Genomic DNA, 16,738 nt, shown 5'->3' with positions numbered 1-16,738 from the left:
AAGGAGAGCTTCGATGAGATTAAAATTTTACGAAGAAAATGATGATCACTTAATTGAACGATACACAATCACAGAGGAGCAGCTTCGCTATACGATGTCTCCGAAAGAGAGCATTGAACTTGTGAAGCAGGATAAAAATCGTCATGCCATTCTTGTATTAGATGAAGACAAGCTCGTAACCTTCTTTGTGTTACATGAAAATGATGGTGTCAAGCCATATTCCTCAAATGAACACGCAATTTTAATCCGCGCCTTTTCGACAGACTTTTATGAACAAGGGAAAGGTTATGCAAAAGCGGCATTACAGATTTTGCCGGACTTTGTTTTGCAGCATTTTCCAAATATCAATGAGCTTGTGTTAGGGGTAAATCAACCGAATACTGCCGCGCAGTCACTTTATAAAAAATGCGGTTTTGTCGATGAAGGAAGGCTGGCAAAAGGGTTCAGAGGTGAGATTAAAGTGATGAGTTATTACATGGGTAAAATTAAAGGAGAAAAACTAGATTAGAAATGGTGTATTTTAGAAAATCTTTTCTTCGTACAACTAATTTAGCTATAAAAGAATGAGGTGAACAGAATTGGTGGAAGCGCGTATGGACCATTTCGATGAAATATGTGGGATTGATCAAGAAGTAATTGGAGATTTTTCGAGAAAGGAATATTTGCGTACTGCAATTAACGAGAAGCGTTGTATCATTCAACAAAGTGGAAAAGCGATTGCTGGCTTTCTTATTTTTACGAATGACTTTTTTGACAATAGCTTCATTTCATTAGTTATTGTTAAGCCATCTGAAAGAAGAAAGGGCATTGCCACAGCATTATTAGATTTTTATGTAGAGAAGTCTACCACTCCAAAAATCTTTTCTTCTACTAACCAATCAAATACTAGTATGCATAAAGTATTTGAAACGGCGGGATTTATAAAAAGTGGGTATATTGAAAACTTAGACGAAGGCGATCCAGAAATTATTTATGTGAAATTAAAGCAGTAGAAAGCAAGTCTCGGGCAGTAGGGTACTGCTACGAGACTTGCAATTATGAAAGGTTATTTTCTTGCGCGTATTAATAAAAAGGAAGGGCGACGATACTCTTTTTCTAAGGAAGGCAGTTTTTGACTGGCTTCTGAATCAGGAAGAGGCTCTAGCATTTTTTCTATTGTTAAGTCATGTTCGATTAATGTATTGATGATTGTAGTGATGCTACGATGATACTTAACAACACCATCTACAAGCCAAGTTTGCTCACGCAGACCCTCATCATGGTAATTGTCAATTGCGTAATGGCTCCTATTCCCGCTGTCATCATAAAGCCAATTATCCTCCATTGTTTTACGGGCTGTAACAATCGGATGCTCTACAGAAAAAACAAAAACGCTACCCGGGCGAAGCATGCTCGCAATTTTACCAACCACTGCACTAAAATCCTTTATATAATGCAAGGAAAGGGAGCTTGTTATACAGTCAAAGCTATTAGGTTCTGCATGATAATCTTCTATTGCTTGCAAATAATAGTCTATATTCGGATGGGCATGTTCATGTTGAGCAATTGCCAGCATATTTTTTGAAACATCAATAGCCGTTACATGTTGTGCATTGTTCTCTATACAATAGTACGCGAATTCTCCCATTCCACAGCCGATATCAAGCATTTGTAAATTAGTTAAATTAGGAAGTAAGGATTTTAACGCTGGCTGTTCAAGTAAATTATTGAAGTTGTATGGTGCTTGACGTAACTTTTTATATTGACGGAAAAATTCCGCATGGTCATAAATATTTTGTTTCATAGTAAACCTCCACTTGTCTTACATAACGTTATGTAACATTTGCGCATATTTATTGTCACATAGCCACCTTAAAAGAAATAGACTTTTATTTCAATTTTTAGTAATATGTAGATAGAGGCATGCCAACTTTTGTAAATCCCCATCTATATAAATTGTATAGATGGTTTTTTGACATGAGGACGTTTTTACGCCATAAAATTGTAACAATTCAAAAAAATAAAATTATCTAGAGGTAAATGATGGCACTTATTTTAATGAATGACGTTATTTTTATTGGGAGTAATTATGCGGTTTCCCAAAAAATACATTGGAGGATGTTACATTGAGTAAAGAATCATTATTAAGTTTAAGTAGTAATTCATTGTTCTTGGCATTTATTTTACTACTGATCGCCATTATACCGATTGGGCTTGCCGTGAAATCAAAAGGAAAGATGTTTGGAAAAGTGGGGCTTCTACTTACATATATTGCTTTTGCTTTACAGCTAGTGTATTTCATATTAAGGTGGATTGCTGTTGATCATGCACCTGTAAGTAATATGTATGAGTTTATGACGTTCTTTGGCATCATGCTTACTGGTAGCTATTTGATCATTCATTTCTTATATAAGCAAATTGTGGTAGGTTTGTTTACCATCCCTGTGTCATTAATTATTCTCGGTTATGGAAGCGTTTTTACAAAAACGGTTTCACCACTTGTTCCATCACTGCAAAGCAATTGGTTAACGATTCATGTGATGACAGTTGCATTTTCAAGTGCTATTTTATCGATTTCGTTCGCAACGGGTATTATTTATTTATTAAGAACATTAGATGTTTCTAAATTTTCGATGAGTACAGTTGCCTTGGAATTTGTTATGTATTGTTTAATTGTCGTGATTGGCTTTATCGGGGTGGGCACTTATTTTAATTTAGCAGGAGATAAAATCGAGGTTCAATTTGAAAATAAGCTAGAGAAGAAAGAAACTGCCGTTTATACGATGACACCGCTGATTGTCAATAAAGATGCAGTTACAACTAGTGGGGATCAGGTTGGCGCTTTGCAGATTACTAATAAGTTAGATGCGAAGAAATTGAATTCTATTGTATGGTCATTTATCGTTGGAACAATTTTATATGGGGTGATTGTACTTATTACGAGAAGACGATTAATTGTTTTATTAAAGCCATTAACAAACCGTGTACAACCAGCATTAATGGATGAAATTACATATCGAGCAGTTGTTATAGGTTTCCCATTGTTTGCTTTAGGTGGGCTTTTGTTTGCCATGATTTGGGCTCAGATTGCTTGGAGTAGGTATTGGGGTTGGGATCCTAAGGAAGTGTGGGCACTTATCACATTTTTATTTTATGCCGCTTTCCTTCATTTCCGACTTTCTAAAGGCTGGGAAGGGGAAAAGACAGCTTGGTTAGCGATTATTGGATTTGGCATTATCGTGTTTAATCAAGTATTTGTAAATTTAGTCATTGCAGGGTTACATTCTTACGCATAGGGGCTAAGTTGAATATAGTTAACTAAAAAAGAGACATCCATAATTGGATGTCTCTTGAATTTTGCACTCTACATGCTAAAGCTATAAATTAAAGCTTTACAACATTAGTAGCCTGAGGTCCGCGATTACCTTCTTCTACGCCGAACTCAACTTTTTGGCCTTCTTCTAAAGTTTTAAAGCCATCTGATTGAATAGCAGAGAAATGTACAAATACATCATTTCCACCTTCTACCTCGATAAAACCAAAACCTTTTTCTGCGTTAAACCATTTTACTGTACCTTGTGTCATGTGAACAACCTCCCAAAAAAATTAAACAATCATATTGCTTCGATAACTTGCAAAAAAATCACATATTCAAAAGCTCGTATTACTTTTGAATACGTGATTTTAGCGGTTAAGATGAAGTAATGTAATTATTGTTTTGATTATATAACAGTTCCAGACATTTATCCAGTATATTCCGATTTTAGTAATATAAAATTTACATTAACGTAATTTAACGATAATTAGTTGATCCATGCCTTCTCTTTTGCGACGATTACAGCCTCTGCACGAGATTCTACCTTTAGTTTGACAAAAAGTTTGGATAAATAATTTTCTACAGTGCGCTGTGTGACCCCAATGGCTGAAGCAATTGCTTTATTCGTACAACCTTGTGCGACAAGCTGTAATATTTCTTGTTCCTTGTCACTTAGTAAAATCTCTTGCTGCATATTTGGTAAATTGATGCGCTGCTGTACAAAATCTAAAAAATCAGCTGCTAGCAAGATCTCACCTCTTAGTGCGGCTTCAATGGTTTGAATAACTTGCTGTTTCGTGGCAAGCTTTGATAATAGTCCATCGACCTTTTTTTCAATAAGTAATTCGTAATAATCGGAAAGCTCATAGCCAGTGTAGAGTAAAATCAGTGCTTCTGGTTGCTTTTTCTTAATCATTTCTGAAAGCTGGATGCCATTGATTGGCTTCATATTTATATCGATTAAAAATAATTGAAAAGCTTGAGCATCCATTCTAGACAGAACAGCGGCACTATCCTGCTCTGTGTCGATATGAACATTTATTAAATCCTGTAATAATGTTTTTGTACCATCTAAAACGACAGGATGGTCATCTACAATAAGAATATTAATCATATGATTCCACGTCCTCTTGTATTTGAATAAATATTTGCATTCCTTCATTATGATTGGAGGTTATCGTGATGTCTCCATTAAAAGCACGGACTCGTTCTCGAATACCGTTAATACCCATTGAAGCTGAAGATTGCATTAAATCTTCAATATCGCAGCCAATACCATTATCTTCGTATTGTAGGATAAAACCGCAATCGATCACTTGTAGTTTTAGCGAAACTTCAGTGGCCTCGGCATGCTTAATGGCATTATTTAAAAGCTCCTGCACAAGGCGATAGACGACTAAATGTAAGGTTGCATCCTGAAATTGGACGCGTTCTATTTGGGCGTTTAATAAAAAGTCGGCACGTATTTTCACCTTTTGAATCAGTTTTTTTAAGGCGATTTGAAGCCCAAATGTGTCAAGCAATGGGGGGCTTAGATTTTCACAATACTCACGTAAATCCTTCGATGCATTTAGCAATTGCTCTCGAATATCTAATACCTTATCTTTTTTTATATTAGGTGAGCTAGCAAGTACATCTAACTCTCTCGCTAAATGAAGTTGTTCCTGTAATATAGTGTCATGTAATTCCTGCGCTAAAATACTTTTTTCCTTTTCAATGATATTCCATAATAATTTATCGAGCCAAGGAAGCTGTGTATCATTGTGATCCTTCATAAGCCTTATTTCACATACTAAATCTTCTATGAGCTTTAAATTATCAATAAACATTGAAACATAGAGGGCAAGTAACTCTAACCAAAGAAGCTCTTCTTTTTGTAATGCATGTTGAATGTTTAACATGATTTTCTCTTCACCTGTATCATGTAATAACAGGTGAGTCATGTTATTCCCAAAGTTGACTTCACCGCGAGTGAATGGCGTATCTTCCGTTATAGTTGTAATCGTAAAAGCTGTAGTACCAAGCTTTTCTGTTATCTCATATTTAAATTGATCCAGCAATTCTTGCTGATCTTTTGCTTTACCCATTCGATTAACGGCAGCATATAAATTATGTACATAATTGCCAGAAGATGAAAAAATAATTTTTCGATACTTAAAATCAAGCTGCTCTTTTATATAAAAGCTAGCAATAATAACGAGGAATATAAGTATAAAGACGCTCGTAATTTGAATAATCGATAATGTATCAATAAATAATATGGTAATACCTGTAGTTAAGATTAATGCACTAAAAAAAGCAAGTGTTGAATAATAGCGCAAACGAGATAATTGATATTCAATATCGAATAATCGTTCGTTCACTTGAATGAAAATAAAAGAAAAAGGAATAAACAATAAAAATAATGCAGCTACCTCACCATGAAAAATAGGGTTCTGACCTAAAATTACGGGTATAACGAAACATAGTAAAAACGGCAAAAAAGGCGTAATAAATGCAATGGAGATCAGACGGATTTTTGCCAGTTTAGTTCGTAAATAACTCATTAGTAAAATATAGATGGCATAGAGAACAAGTACAGCAAATATGCCTAAATAAATTAATGCTGTTATTACCCTAAAATCAGACTTAACTCTCATTATGAAATTACAGCAAGGTATAAGTAGTAGTAATAAATAAAGCCATTTGGTATTGAGGTACGACCATTTTAGATGGAGGTATCGGAAATAAAATTGTAAAAAGTGAATAAAAAGTAACATGCATAAAACGATACCAATACCTATTACTGCTTCTCCAATTAAATTTCCTCTACTTGAGGCTCCACAACTTATATAAGTCAAAGAACAAGTTAATAAAAATAATGTTAGTAAACTAGTTAGTTGATTATCTTTATTTCTTTGCCATAAATAGATGGCAACTACAAAGGATAGGACAAAATAAAACAGCGGAAAAATAATTTGTAAATAAAATTCTTCCGGAATATCTTTATGCTTAACTTTAACAGTATGAACATCACCATTAGGTTTCATAAACGTCAGTTCTTTAGCACCTCTAACGAAAGAATTGAGTTGGATAGAACGAACATTTTCTGCAGGCTTGCCATCGATTGTCAGTAAAAGATCGCCTTTTTCAATGTTATTTTGCTCGGCCCATATTGAGTAATAGAACTCAGTTATGACCGGTTTTTGACTAGTTGTGTCCACTAAAATACCAATTAAAGGGATTCGCATTGCCACTACGAGCACATAAATACCGAGGAGTAGGTAGGTTATGAAAATACTATATGTCCATTTACTCATCGTTTTCTCTCAAATATTTGCATGATAATATTGCCCCATTTCAATCTTAATTACCTATTTATTATCCATAATTTTTAGTAATTTTGGAATACCGAAATAAGGTGTTTCGGAAAACCACTATTGCTTTTTCGGAAAAACGAAGTGGTTTTTTCGGTATTGCCTATGATAGTGTAAATCTAGCATATGTGTCGAAAAGGGGGATCGTTGCGTGAAAAAGAAAGGATTGCCACTAATCCTTTTTTTTCTAGTCGTCATAATGTCGTACCCGAGTACAATAATCGCTAAGAACTTTGAGAATGATGCGGTGAAAGTTGATATTTGCATTATTGGGGGTGACAATCGTTTTGTCTATAAGATTCCTAAGCATTTACATAATGATACGCCGTATCCTGAAATGAAGAATAATATTGAATCTTCCTTAGAAAGTCATTGGAAGATCGGGGACGCTCGTTATGAAGCTCACCAGACAGATGTTACGTATACTTTTCCCATTAAAGATTTAATTAATGAAAAGCAAAATGGGCAAATGAAGGTAGCGATACCATATACTTTTTTAGTAGGAATGTTTGGTGAAAATGATGCTATTCAACTGCGTATTTTGGCAAGCAAATTAATCGACTGGGAAACCAACTCAAAGGATTGGGCAACGCTCGGCTTTGTGGAACCGCCCACATATTTTAGTAAGCAGGAATATGTTTATGAGGGAGCGGTTAACAAGCTACTACAGCAGCGGGTAGGACATTTTAATGGCACGGTTATGAAAGGGCAAATGGTTTTACATAGTGTTATTTATTTAAGCTTTATTATTGCACAGCTTATCGCCTGTATAGTTTTATCAAGGCGCTTAAAAAAGAGAATTATAGAAGATCCAGAAAACATGCATCAGTTCCGAAAGCTTAACTATATGTACCAAATCATTCCGTTAATGATTATCGGTGTCCAAATTTTATTTTTAGTCATATCAGGGTTACTGACTGCTTTTAGTGTCTATTTTTCCCCAGGGATGGATCTTTTACTGATTATCGTTCCTATTTTATTTAATATTATTTTGTTACCAACGTTTTTTTTCACAATTGAGAGTGAAATCTCAAAAGAGCTAGAAAACAATTTTTTTGGCTCAGAAATGTAAATATTGTTTTTATTTTTGGACGTCCTAGATGTTATAATGGTCAACAGCATACTTGAAGGAGCTGTTGATTAACATGGCGCATCCAGAAATCGCGTACTTAAATTTACTACAACATATACTAGAGAATGGCGTGAAAAGAGAAGATCGTACAGGTACGGGTACATATAGTGTATTTGGCTATCAAATGCGATTTGATTTAAGCAAGGGCTTTCCTCTTTTAACGACTAAACGTGTACCATTTAAACTTGTAGCAAGTGAGCTACTTTGGTTCATTAAAGGGGACACAAATATTCGTTATTTACTGCAAAATAATAATCATATATGGGATGAATGGGCTTTTAAAAAATGGGTCGAGTCTGATGAATATTCAGGTCCTGATATGACAGACTTTGGCCGTCGTTGCTTAGTGGACGAGTCTTTCAATGCTGACTACAAAAAAGAGTTAGCTTCATTTTGTGAGCGTATTTTAACAGACGATGAATTTGCACGTAAATACGGCGAGCTAGGTAATGTTTATGGCAAGCAATGGCGTAATTGGACAACATCAACAGGGGAAAGCATCGATCAATTGCAAGATGTAATCGATCAAATTAAACACAATCCAGATTCACGACGCATTATTGTCAATGCATGGAATCCAGAGGATGTTATCAATGCAGGAGCAAAAGGCAGTAAAGCTGCATTACCTCCTTGTCACGTGATGTTCCAATTTTATGTCGCAAATGGAAAATTAAGCTGTCAGCTAATGCAAAGAAGCCTAGATACATTATTAGGCTGTCCATTTAATATTGCCTCATATGCATTACTGACACATTTAATTGCACATGAATGTGGTTTAGAAGTTGGCGAATTTATTCACAGCATTGGGGATGCTCATATATATTTAAATCACGTGGAGCAAGTAAAAGAACAGCTTTCACGCGAGCCTAAGGACCTACCAACCTTAAAAATTAATCCAAATAAAACGTCAATCTTTGACATAGAACTCGAAGATCTTTCGATTGAGGGCTATGATCCACACCCAACAATTAAAGCTCCAATTGCCGTTTAAACTGAAGCAGCAGCCGTTTTGGTTGCTGTTTTTTTAAAGCGAACTAACTGCGAAGCGTCGAGTAGAAGAGTTGGGACGACGGAAAGAACTGGCGGAGCGAGGGATAGAAGTCAGAGCGATGGAAATTTGAGGCAATGCGAGGGGAAGATTTCAGAGCGAGGGATAGAATGGCCAAAGTGACGGATAGCGGAGGCAAAGTGATGGAAAGAGATCAGAGCGACGGATAGAATGGCCAAAGCGACGGAAAGAACAGTCCAAGTGACGGATAGCGGAGGCAAAGTGACGGAAAGAGATCAGAGCGACGGATAGAAGGGTCGAAGCGACGGAAAGAATGACCAAAGTGACGGAAAGAACAGTCCAAGTGACGGATAGCGGACGCAAAGCGACGGAAAGAATACAGAGCGACGGATAGAAGAGTCGAATTCGTGGATAGAACTGGCAGAATCGTGGATAGAAGAACCGAATTCGTGGATAGAACCGGCAAAATCGTGGATAGAATGGCCAAAGTGACGGAAAGAACAGTCAGAGCGACGGATAGAAGAGTCGAAGTGACGGAAAGAACCGGCAGAGCGACGGATAGAAGGGTCGAAGCGACGGAAAGAATCGTCAAAGCGACGGAAAGCAGAGGCAAAGTGACGAAAAGAGATCAGAGCGACGGAAAGCGGAGGCAAAAGTGACGGAAAGAACAGTCAGAACGACGGATAGAAGAGTCGAAGTGACGGAAAGAATACAGAGCGACGGATAGAAGAGTCGAAGTGACGGAAAGAATACAGAGCGACAGATAAAAGGCCAATGTGATGGATAGAAGAGCCGAATTCGTGGATAGAACCGTCAAAGTGACGGAAAGAGATCAGAGCGACGGAAAGAATGGCCAAAGTGACGGAAAGAACAGTCAGAGCGACGGATAGAAGAGTCGAAGTGACGGAAAGAACCGGCAGAGCGACGGATAGAAGGGTCGAAGCGACGGAAAGAATCGTCAAAGCGACGGAAAGCAGAGGCAAAGTGACGAAAAGAGATCAGAGCGACGGAAAGCGGAGGCAAAAGTGACGGAAAGAACAGTCAGAACGACGGATAGAAGAGTCGAAGTGACGGAAAGAATACAGAGCGACGGATAGAAGAGTCGAATTTGTGGATAGAACCGGCAGAATCGTGGATAGAAGAGCCGAAGTCGTGGATAGAACCGGCAAAATCGTGGATAGAATGGCCAAAGTGACGGAAAGAATACAGAGCGACGGATAGAAGGGTCGAAGCGACGGATAGAACCGGCAGAGCGACGGAAAGAAGGGTCGAAGCGACGGAAAGAACCGTCAAAGTGACGAAAAGAGATCAGAGCGACGGAAAGAACCGTCAAAGTGACGAAAAGAGATCAGAGCGACGGAAAGAATGGCCAAAGTGACGGAAAGAATAGTCCAAGCGACGGATAGCGGACGCGAACCGACGGAAAGAACCAATCAAGCGACGGATAAAAGGCCGAACCGACGAATAGAACCGATCAAATAGCTGGATACTACCGCCAAAAGAGAGAGCTTGATTTATTTAGAGCTAAATCCCCTAGCGCTTTATATGAAGGATATTTAAATACATGAAAATTTTTCCGATATAAGTTTTAATATGGAAGTCCTAATAAAAATTTAGAGGTGAATGATGTGAGGAGATCGTTGATTTTTCAAATAGACGGAAGAGGGTGTGAGCAACGTTTAAGGACGAAATTGCTGACCAGTACTCCTCAACAACAAGAGGAATTTATTCATCAACATGAGCTAGCGCACATCTCTACAAAATTAACACAGGAGCAAATACATAAAATGATGCAAGTCGTTGAGGATATTCGTCTGAAACGTTATAAAGAAAGACTATAAATGTAAGCGCCTTCTGAGCTATAATAGCTGAGGAGGTGTTTTATTATGAACGTGATTTTTGTAGATTCGGTTTTGGGTACAGAGCTTTTGCAAATGGTGTCACATGATGTGGCAGGCATATTGGCTGCGGCACAAGGAGAAAGTGTGACGTTTCCAGTTGGCCATTTTAAGTATGAATTTCATAACTTAGACTTTTATGAGGAAGATGGGGAACTACGACAAGAATTAGTTATTTACGTAAAGAAATTATAATTATCGTATAATACTTTGATAACGGAATAAAATAAATACAGGTGCAAATAGAGCAATTTGCTTGTTTTTATTTAAACCTGTAACTATAATAGTTACAACAGGTGGTGATACATATGGTGAACAGTCGATATTCGGTAGCGATCCATATACTTTCGCTCATTGCAACAACATCTGATAAAAGCCAGCTGACGTCTGATTTCATCGCAGGTAGTGTGAATACAAATCCAGTTGTCGTGCGACGAATGATTGGGGTACTTAAAAAAGCGGGCTTGCTTACGTCACGACCAGGAATTGCAGGGTATGATCTATTAGTGGAGCCAAAAGATTTAACGCTATTAGCCATTTATCATGCGATTGATGGGCCAGAGCAGCTTTTTGCGATTCATGATGAGCCAAATCCAGCATGTGCGGTTGGTCGAAAAATCCAACGGACATTGGAAGGTGTTTATACATCTGTTTGGGATGCAATGGAAGAACAACTACAAGCACAAACTTTGCAGGATGTGCTAGATCAACTTCGTTAACAACAACGAAGTCGGTCTTTTGTATCTAACCTGTAACTAAAGTAGTTACAAATGGAAAATAGGAGGAATTATAAATATGAAAATTGCGGTAATTGGTGCAACAGGGAAAGCGGGACAAAAAATTGTAGAGGAGGCACTACAACGTGGCCATGATGTAACTGCGATTGTGCGTTCAGCCTCGAAAATAACAGCAAATATTCCAGTAATTGAAAAGGCTGTATTTGAATTAGCTCAAGAAGATGTGAAAGGCTTTGACGTAGTCGTAAATGCATTTGGGGCTCCTTTTGGTCAGGAGGAATTACATGTGAAAGCTGGCCGTCATTTAATCGATATTTTCACTGGTATTGATACAAAATTATTTGTTGTCGGTGGTGCGGGTAGTCTGTTTGTAGACCCAGAGAAAACTGTACGCGTAATGGATACACCAGATTTTCCTGAAATGTTTTATGCGACAGCTAAAAACCAAGGTGAAAATCTACATGACTTACAACGATCAACTATTACGTGGACATTTTTAAGCCCATCTGCTTTCTTTGATCCAGAAGGTCCACGTACAGGTAGCTATACTGCTGGAGAAGATCATTTATTAGTAAATGCTGCTGGTGAAAGTTATGTTAGCTATGCAGATTATGCCGTTGCGGTATTAGATGAAATTGAAAATCCAAAGCATGTTAACAGTCGTTTTACAGTTTCTTCTAATAAATAAAAGAATTAACACCAGTGTTCCTGGAATAGTACACATTAAAATAGTTTATATTTAGCTGAACTAACACAAACAATTAGTTCAGCTTTTTTATTGTGCTAAATGAACGAATGGGAATATTTATCTTGCATTGGAATAGCCTGATTGGTGAAGATTAATAATTATGAACCGACTTGTTATGAATCGAAAAATAGTTCTTTGAGCAAGCCAAAAGCCGAATCCGTACGCAATTATGCTGAGGCATAATTGTTTAAAAACGAGAAAAACTGCTAACCAAAGTAAAAAGTGTGTAATCTTATATGTCTTAATAGTTTCAAAGTAGCGCTCGGTTTTTAGGGAATAATAATATCTTTTCATGGGATTTTTCATTTTACAGAAAAATGACTGTTTACAATACTGCATTAATTAGCTACTATCAAGTGTGAGGATTACATAAAAGGAGACGACAATTATGTCCACACAACGTATAGAAAAAGACTTTTTAGGTGAACGTGCATTACCAAGCAATGCTTATTACGGGATTCAAACGCTTCGTGCAACTGAAAACTTCCCGATTACAGGATATACAATTCACTCTGCTCTTATTAAAGCAATGGGTATTGTAAAAAAAGCAGCTGCTATGAGTAATATGGAGGTACACCTACTTTCAACAGAAATCGGAGATGCAATTGTCGAGGCTGCACAAGAAGTTATTGACGGCGAGTGGGATGCTGAATTTATCGTTGACCCAATCCAAGGCGGTGCTGGCACATCTATTAATATGAATGCCAACGAGGTTATTGCTAACCGTGCCTTAGAGATTTTGGGCAAAGAAAAAGGGGACTACAAAACAATTAGCCCAAACAGCCATGTTAATATGTCACAATCAACAAACGATGCTTTCCCAACAGCTATTCATATCGCTGTGTTGAATTTGATAGATGAATTACTTCTTACAATGGAAAACATGCAAGCAGTGTTCCACCAAAAAGCAGAGCAATTTGCGCATGTTATTAAAATGGGTCGTACGCATTTACAAGACGCTGTACCGATTCGATTAGGGCAAGAATTCGAAGCATATTGCCGTGTGATCACTCGTGATATTGCGCGCATTCGCCAAACTCGCCCAAATTTATATGATGTAAATATGGGAGCAACAGCTGTTGGTACAGGATTAAATGCATTCCCTGACTATATTCAATCAGTTGATGTTCATCTTGCTGAAATTTCAGGATTGCCGCTTAAAGGCGCTACACACCTTGTGGATGCAACACAAAATACGGATGCTTATACAGAAGTATCAGGCGCACTAAAAATCTGTATGATTAATATGTCGAAAATCGCTAATGACCTTCGCTTAATGGCATCTGGACCACGTGCTGGATTAGGGGAAATCATTTTACCAGCTCGTCAACCTGGATCTTCTATTATGCCAGGGAAAGTAAATCCTGTTATGCCAGAGGTTCTTAATCAAGTGGCATTCCAAGTAATTGGTAATGACCATACGATTTCTTTAGCATCTGAAGCAGGACAATTAGAATTAAACGTTATGGAGCCTGTGCTTGTCTTTAATTTAATTCAATCGATTAGCATTATGAATAACGTGTTCCGAGCATTTACACAAAATTGCTTGAAGGATATTGAAGCAAACGAAGATCGCATGAAAGAATATGTGGAAAAAAGCGTTGGTGTGTTAACAGCAGTGAACCCGCATATTGGCTATGAGGTAGCTGCACGAATTGCGCGTGAAGCAATTTTATCTGGTCGTTCAATTCGTGAGCTTTGCATTGAAGAAGGCGTCCTAACAAAAGAACAATTAGATTTAATTCTAGATCCATATGAGATGACACATCCTGGTATTGCCGGATCAAGTATTATGAAATTAAAATAATTTATGATGAAAGCACTTTGTCTAAAGCAAAGTGCTTTTACTTTTAGAGCACATCTCCATGTATTTTGGATACTACGAAAGTACTTTCTCTTTTATATATCATTCCTCTTACAAAAGTTGGACTTTTTTCTATGAATTTCAGGAGAATTAAACTATAATAACTACGTTGGAATAATATTATAGTTGGAGGAATTTAGTATGAGCTTACGGAAAAAAAGTATAATTTGCTTTTCTACTTTAAATGTTCTCATGGGTGTTATATTAATTGTAGACCTAGCAAATTTAACTTCATTAAAATGGCTATCCACTTTATTAACAGTAATAGGAATTACGATGACATTATCGTGTATTTTCTATGTAAAATTTAAAATTATTAAGCCTATTAAACAATTATCAGAATCTGCACAAGCAATTGCTGGTGGAAATTTAAGTACTGCTCCGATTGAAATTAATTCCAATGATGAGATATCAGACTTAGCTAAAGCGTTTTTAAAGATGAAGGAACAATTACATACGATGACACAAAATATTGCAAGTAGTTCTTCAGATTTATCTGCGAGCATAGAGGAGCTATCAGCAAGTACAAATGAAATTACAGATGCAGTGAACGAAGTTGATTCACAAATGGAGAATACGACTGATGGCCTTAAGAAAGCAGCACAATCTGCAAATGAAAGTGCTATTGCTATGCAGGAAACTGCTGATGGCATTGAACGTATTACCGTGGCAACGCAAGATGTATTTGATCATGCAAAAGAAGCAAATGGCATTGCAGGCAACGGTGCAGAAATTTTACACGTGGCTAAAAATCAGATGGAATTCATTTCAACTTCTACTGAAAAAACAAGTGAATTAATGCAGCAATTATCTGGAAAAATGACAGATATCAAATCTATGACAGACATGATTACGGCTATTACAGATCAAACGAATTTGCTTGCATTAAATGCAGCGATTGAAGCGGCGCGTGCTGGAGAGCATGGAAAAGGCTTTGCCGTAGTCGCAGAGGAAGTTCGAAAATTGGCAGAGCAATCTAAGCATTCGGCTATTCAAATTGTCGAGCTGGTAGTTGGCATTGAAAGTGATACAAAACAAGTAGCTACCTCTGTCGAAGAGGACTTTAAAAACGTTCAACAGGGCGTCTATGTTATTGATGAGGCTACAAAGTCATTCGGTACGATTTCTCAGCATGTTAGCAAAATGACGAACCAACTTGAGGATATTTCCGCAACAGCAGAAGAGCTTTCAAGTAGCGCGAATGAGGTTACAAACTTAGTATCGACAATCGCAAGTGGAATGGACAGTTTGTCTAATTATACAGAGGTCATTCTGCAGTCAGTAGATGAGCAAAGTGCCTCCATGCAAGCGGTCAACATGGTAGTATCACAAGATTTATGTGTACAAGCTGAAAATTTACAAAAGCTGACACAGAGATTTAGTGGACAATAATTGCAAGAAATATAGTATTCATTTAAAAAGGCTATTTTACAGGAATAGATTTTCTGCGAAATAGCCTTTTTTATTTTATATCAAGTGTATTAATTAATCGGTTTAAATAGCTTCGAAATTAAATATTAAATAAGCCAAAAAAATCGGTTGTTATCGTCAAAAATCCTATGCTAATCATTAACACCATTTCTGCGATAGTAGCAACAAAATCTCTTTTATTTTCAGCGTATTTCCATTCCATAAATGCTCGTAGTATTTCAGATGTTATAAAAAAGACAATTAAGATAAACCATGTTTCGAAATACCAAGGAATTCCAAGTGTATCGTTGCCAATCATATAATACGAACTAATTAAAAATAAACTCATAAATATTATTCGTACAGACCAATCTAGTTTTTTATGTCTTTCGTTAATGTGATTATAAGAAAACCATTTCTTTCTTTCAACACCTAACAGCTTTCTAATGGCAAATCCAAAAATACTAATTACTAAAACAAGCGTAATTAGAAAAAGTATAAATGTTCCAAATTCGATATTAATCAATTTTCAATCACCTCGTAGGCAAGCTCTTTTCTTAAATATTGTCGGTCATAAAATACCACCATTCTTATTGCAATAAAATTCTACATCAATTAAATGAGAAGAAGAAACACCACTTTCAGAGTATTTTCCACCAACAGTAATGATATAAGAGCGACCATCATCGTCAATTGTATATTTGTATCCTTTTTGGATCCAGTTACCACTACCATTTTCAATTTTCGAAGATAGAGAGTTCATAGCTGAAAACAACTGCCTACTTTCAGTTGTATTTGAATTTAACTGTGTATCAAAAGAGCCTTCAAAACTAATAATCGCTACCTTTGAAACTGTATGTATTTCCACTGTTTTCGGTACTGAAGTTGGAGCAAACGCATCATTATTTTTTAACACGATAAATGAAGCATCTACCCTTTCTTTTAACATCTTTTTAAAATCAGTAACCTCAACCCAGTATTCATCAGTAAAATTTGATATAGGTTCTATTTCAAAGTTTTCATGATATTCTTCGTTCACTTTCTCTACAAGAGAAATATATTCCTCGTAATACTTTTCTTTTTGTTCCTGCGTTAAATTTAAAGGAGTTGGAGCTACGATTTTTTCTTTTTCTACTGTTTGTTCATCGGTCGATGGTTTGGATGATTTTACATTTTCTGTTTTTTCATTTACACACCCTGTTAAAAAGAAAATTCCCAGTAAAGCTCCTGCAAATATATATTTTTTCAATATCTTCACCTCACAAAAACGAATTAAATAACAGAATAAT

At 36.7% G+C, this 16,738-nt stretch carries 17 protein-coding genes; 11 read left to right on the top strand and 6 right to left on the bottom strand.

The features are described 5' to 3' along the window. Nucleotides 1–13 precede the first annotated feature (13 nt). Both ACQKOG_RS12270 and ACQKOG_RS12265 read left to right on the top strand, forming a co-directional pair. The gene (locus tag ACQKOG_RS12270; RefSeq protein WP_370078957.1) at nucleotides 14–508 is read left to right on the top strand and encodes a GNAT family N-acetyltransferase; all 495 of its coding nucleotides are present in this window, start codon (nucleotides 14–16) and stop codon (nucleotides 506–508) included. Nucleotides 509–593: 85 nt separating this feature from the next. After that, entirely contained in the window at nucleotides 594–992 is a 399-nt protein-coding gene (locus ACQKOG_RS12265; protein ID WP_370078955.1) for a GNAT family N-acetyltransferase, read from the top strand. 53 nt (nucleotides 993–1,045) lie between these two features. Here the strand turns inward: ACQKOG_RS12265 and ACQKOG_RS12260 are convergent, their stop codons facing one another. Beyond that, nucleotides 1,046–1,783, bottom strand: coding sequence for a class I SAM-dependent methyltransferase (locus ACQKOG_RS12260; RefSeq protein WP_370078953.1), 738 nt, complete (start codon nucleotides 1,781–1,783; stop codon nucleotides 1,046–1,048). A gap of 322 nt (nucleotides 1,784–2,105) precedes the next feature. Between ACQKOG_RS12260 and ccsB the strand changes: the two genes are divergently transcribed. Beyond that, a complete protein-coding gene (ccsB, locus tag ACQKOG_RS12255; protein ID WP_402873860.1) occupies nucleotides 2,106–3,275 on the top strand; it encodes a c-type cytochrome biogenesis protein CcsB in 1,170 nt (389 codons plus the stop codon). Nucleotides 3,276–3,363: 88 nt separating this feature from the next. Here ccsB and ACQKOG_RS12250 read toward each other — a convergent pair whose 3' ends face one another. The 3 genes from ACQKOG_RS12250 to ACQKOG_RS12240 form a co-directional block, all read right to left on the bottom strand. After that, a complete protein-coding gene (locus ACQKOG_RS12250) occupies nucleotides 3,364–3,564 on the bottom strand; it encodes a cold-shock protein (RefSeq protein WP_053592785.1) in 201 nt (66 codons plus the stop codon). A 218-nt stretch (nucleotides 3,565–3,782) separates the two neighbouring features. Then, nucleotides 3,783–4,409: a response regulator gene (locus ACQKOG_RS12245; protein WP_370078949.1), complete on the bottom strand. Its 627-nt coding sequence runs from the start codon at nucleotides 4,407–4,409 to the stop codon at nucleotides 3,783–3,785. Next, nucleotides 4,402–6,594, bottom strand: coding sequence for an ATP-binding protein (locus ACQKOG_RS12240; RefSeq protein WP_370078947.1), 2,193 nt, complete (start codon nucleotides 6,592–6,594; stop codon nucleotides 4,402–4,404). Before ACQKOG_RS12240 ends, ACQKOG_RS12245 begins: the two co-directional genes overlap by 8 nt. A 208-nt stretch (nucleotides 6,595–6,802) precedes the next feature. Here ACQKOG_RS12240 and ACQKOG_RS12235 point away from each other — a divergent pair, with 208 nt between their 5' ends. From ACQKOG_RS12235 to ACQKOG_RS12200, 8 genes are all read left to right on the top strand, one after another. Further along, nucleotides 6,803–7,723: a hypothetical protein gene (locus ACQKOG_RS12235; RefSeq protein ID WP_370078945.1), complete on the top strand. Its 921-nt coding sequence runs from the start codon at nucleotides 6,803–6,805 to the stop codon at nucleotides 7,721–7,723. Between the two features lie 73 nt (nucleotides 7,724–7,796). After that, a complete protein-coding gene (locus tag ACQKOG_RS12230; RefSeq protein WP_370078943.1) occupies nucleotides 7,797–8,774 on the top strand; it encodes a thymidylate synthase in 978 nt (325 codons plus the stop codon). A gap of 1,646 nt (nucleotides 8,775–10,420) precedes the next feature. Next, on the top strand, nucleotides 10,421–10,633 hold the full coding sequence (locus ACQKOG_RS12225) for a hypothetical protein (protein WP_370078934.1): 213 nt from the start codon (nucleotides 10,421–10,423) through the stop codon (nucleotides 10,631–10,633). Nucleotides 10,634–10,678: 45 nt separating this feature from the next. After that, complete coding sequence (locus ACQKOG_RS12220) at nucleotides 10,679–10,885, top strand: thymidylate synthase (protein ID WP_370078932.1); 207 nt, start codon at nucleotides 10,679–10,681, stop codon at nucleotides 10,883–10,885. Between the two features lie 113 nt (nucleotides 10,886–10,998). Then, nucleotides 10,999–11,409, top strand: coding sequence for an Rrf2 family transcriptional regulator (locus ACQKOG_RS12215; RefSeq protein WP_370078930.1), 411 nt, complete (start codon nucleotides 10,999–11,001; stop codon nucleotides 11,407–11,409). Between the two features lie 76 nt (nucleotides 11,410–11,485). Continuing rightward, the gene (locus ACQKOG_RS12210) at nucleotides 11,486–12,115 is read left to right on the top strand and encodes an NAD(P)-dependent oxidoreductase (protein WP_427446648.1); all 630 of its coding nucleotides are present in this window, start codon (nucleotides 11,486–11,488) and stop codon (nucleotides 12,113–12,115) included. A 448-nt stretch (nucleotides 12,116–12,563) separates the two neighbouring features. Continuing rightward, the gene (gene aspA, locus ACQKOG_RS12205) at nucleotides 12,564–13,982 is read left to right on the top strand and encodes an aspartate ammonia-lyase (RefSeq protein ID WP_370078926.1); all 1,419 of its coding nucleotides are present in this window, start codon (nucleotides 12,564–12,566) and stop codon (nucleotides 13,980–13,982) included. 198 nt (nucleotides 13,983–14,180) lie between these two features. Further along, nucleotides 14,181–15,431 carry a methyl-accepting chemotaxis protein gene (locus ACQKOG_RS12200; RefSeq protein ID WP_370078924.1) on the top strand — a complete coding sequence of 417 codons (1,251 nt, stop codon included), beginning with the start codon at nucleotides 14,181–14,183 and terminating at the stop codon, nucleotides 15,429–15,431. 118 nt (nucleotides 15,432–15,549) lie between these two features. Here ACQKOG_RS12200 and ACQKOG_RS12195 read toward each other — a convergent pair whose 3' ends face one another. Both ACQKOG_RS12195 and ACQKOG_RS12190 read right to left on the bottom strand, forming a co-directional pair. Continuing rightward, nucleotides 15,550–15,975: a DUF4181 domain-containing protein gene (locus ACQKOG_RS12195; protein WP_370078922.1), complete on the bottom strand. Its 426-nt coding sequence runs from the start codon at nucleotides 15,973–15,975 to the stop codon at nucleotides 15,550–15,552. 45 nt (nucleotides 15,976–16,020) lie between these two features. Continuing rightward, the gene (locus ACQKOG_RS12190; RefSeq protein WP_370078920.1) at nucleotides 16,021–16,698 is read right to left on the bottom strand and encodes a hypothetical protein; all 678 of its coding nucleotides are present in this window, start codon (nucleotides 16,696–16,698) and stop codon (nucleotides 16,021–16,023) included. Nucleotides 16,699–16,738: the final 40 nt, after the last annotated feature.

This window comes from Lysinibacillus sp. NPDC093216 (assembly GCF_050280325.1).
Classification (GTDB): Bacteria; Bacillota; Bacilli; order Bacillales_A; family Planococcaceae; genus Lysinibacillus.
This window is presented reverse-complemented; position numbering and strand designations above follow the sequence as displayed.

Excerpts from the sequence above, each read along its gene's own strand:
- ACQKOG_RS12215 (WP_370078930.1), top strand. The coding sequence starts at position 10,999 with ATGGTGAACAGTCGATATTCGGTAGCGATCCATATACTTTCGCTCATT.
- ACQKOG_RS12265 (WP_370078955.1), top strand. The coding sequence starts at position 594 with ATGGACCATTTCGATGAAATATGTGGGATTGATCAAGAAGTAATTGGA.
- ACQKOG_RS12260 (WP_370078953.1), bottom strand. The coding sequence starts at position 1,783 with ATGAAACAAAATATTTATGACCATGCGGAATTTTTCCGTCAATATAAA.
- ACQKOG_RS12230 (WP_370078943.1), top strand. The coding sequence starts at position 7,797 with ATGGCGCATCCAGAAATCGCGTACTTAAATTTACTACAACATATACTA.
- ACQKOG_RS12240 (WP_370078947.1), bottom strand. The coding sequence starts at position 6,594 with ATGAGTAAATGGACATATAGTATTTTCATAACCTACCTACTCCTCGGT.
- ACQKOG_RS12210 (WP_427446648.1), top strand. The coding sequence starts at position 11,486 with ATGAAAATTGCGGTAATTGGTGCAACAGGGAAAGCGGGACAAAAAATT.
- aspA (WP_370078926.1), top strand. The coding sequence starts at position 12,564 with ATGTCCACACAACGTATAGAAAAAGACTTTTTAGGTGAACGTGCATTA.
- ACQKOG_RS12250 (WP_053592785.1), bottom strand. The coding sequence starts at position 3,564 with ATGACACAAGGTACAGTAAAATGGTTTAACGCAGAAAAAGGTTTTGGT.
- ACQKOG_RS12270 (WP_370078957.1), top strand. The coding sequence starts at position 14 with ATGAGATTAAAATTTTACGAAGAAAATGATGATCACTTAATTGAACGA.
- ACQKOG_RS12200 (WP_370078924.1), top strand. The coding sequence starts at position 14,181 with ATGAGCTTACGGAAAAAAAGTATAATTTGCTTTTCTACTTTAAATGTT.
- ACQKOG_RS12245 (WP_370078949.1), bottom strand. The coding sequence starts at position 4,409 with ATGATTAATATTCTTATTGTAGATGACCATCCTGTCGTTTTAGATGGT.
- ACQKOG_RS12220 (WP_370078932.1), top strand. The coding sequence starts at position 10,679 with ATGAACGTGATTTTTGTAGATTCGGTTTTGGGTACAGAGCTTTTGCAA.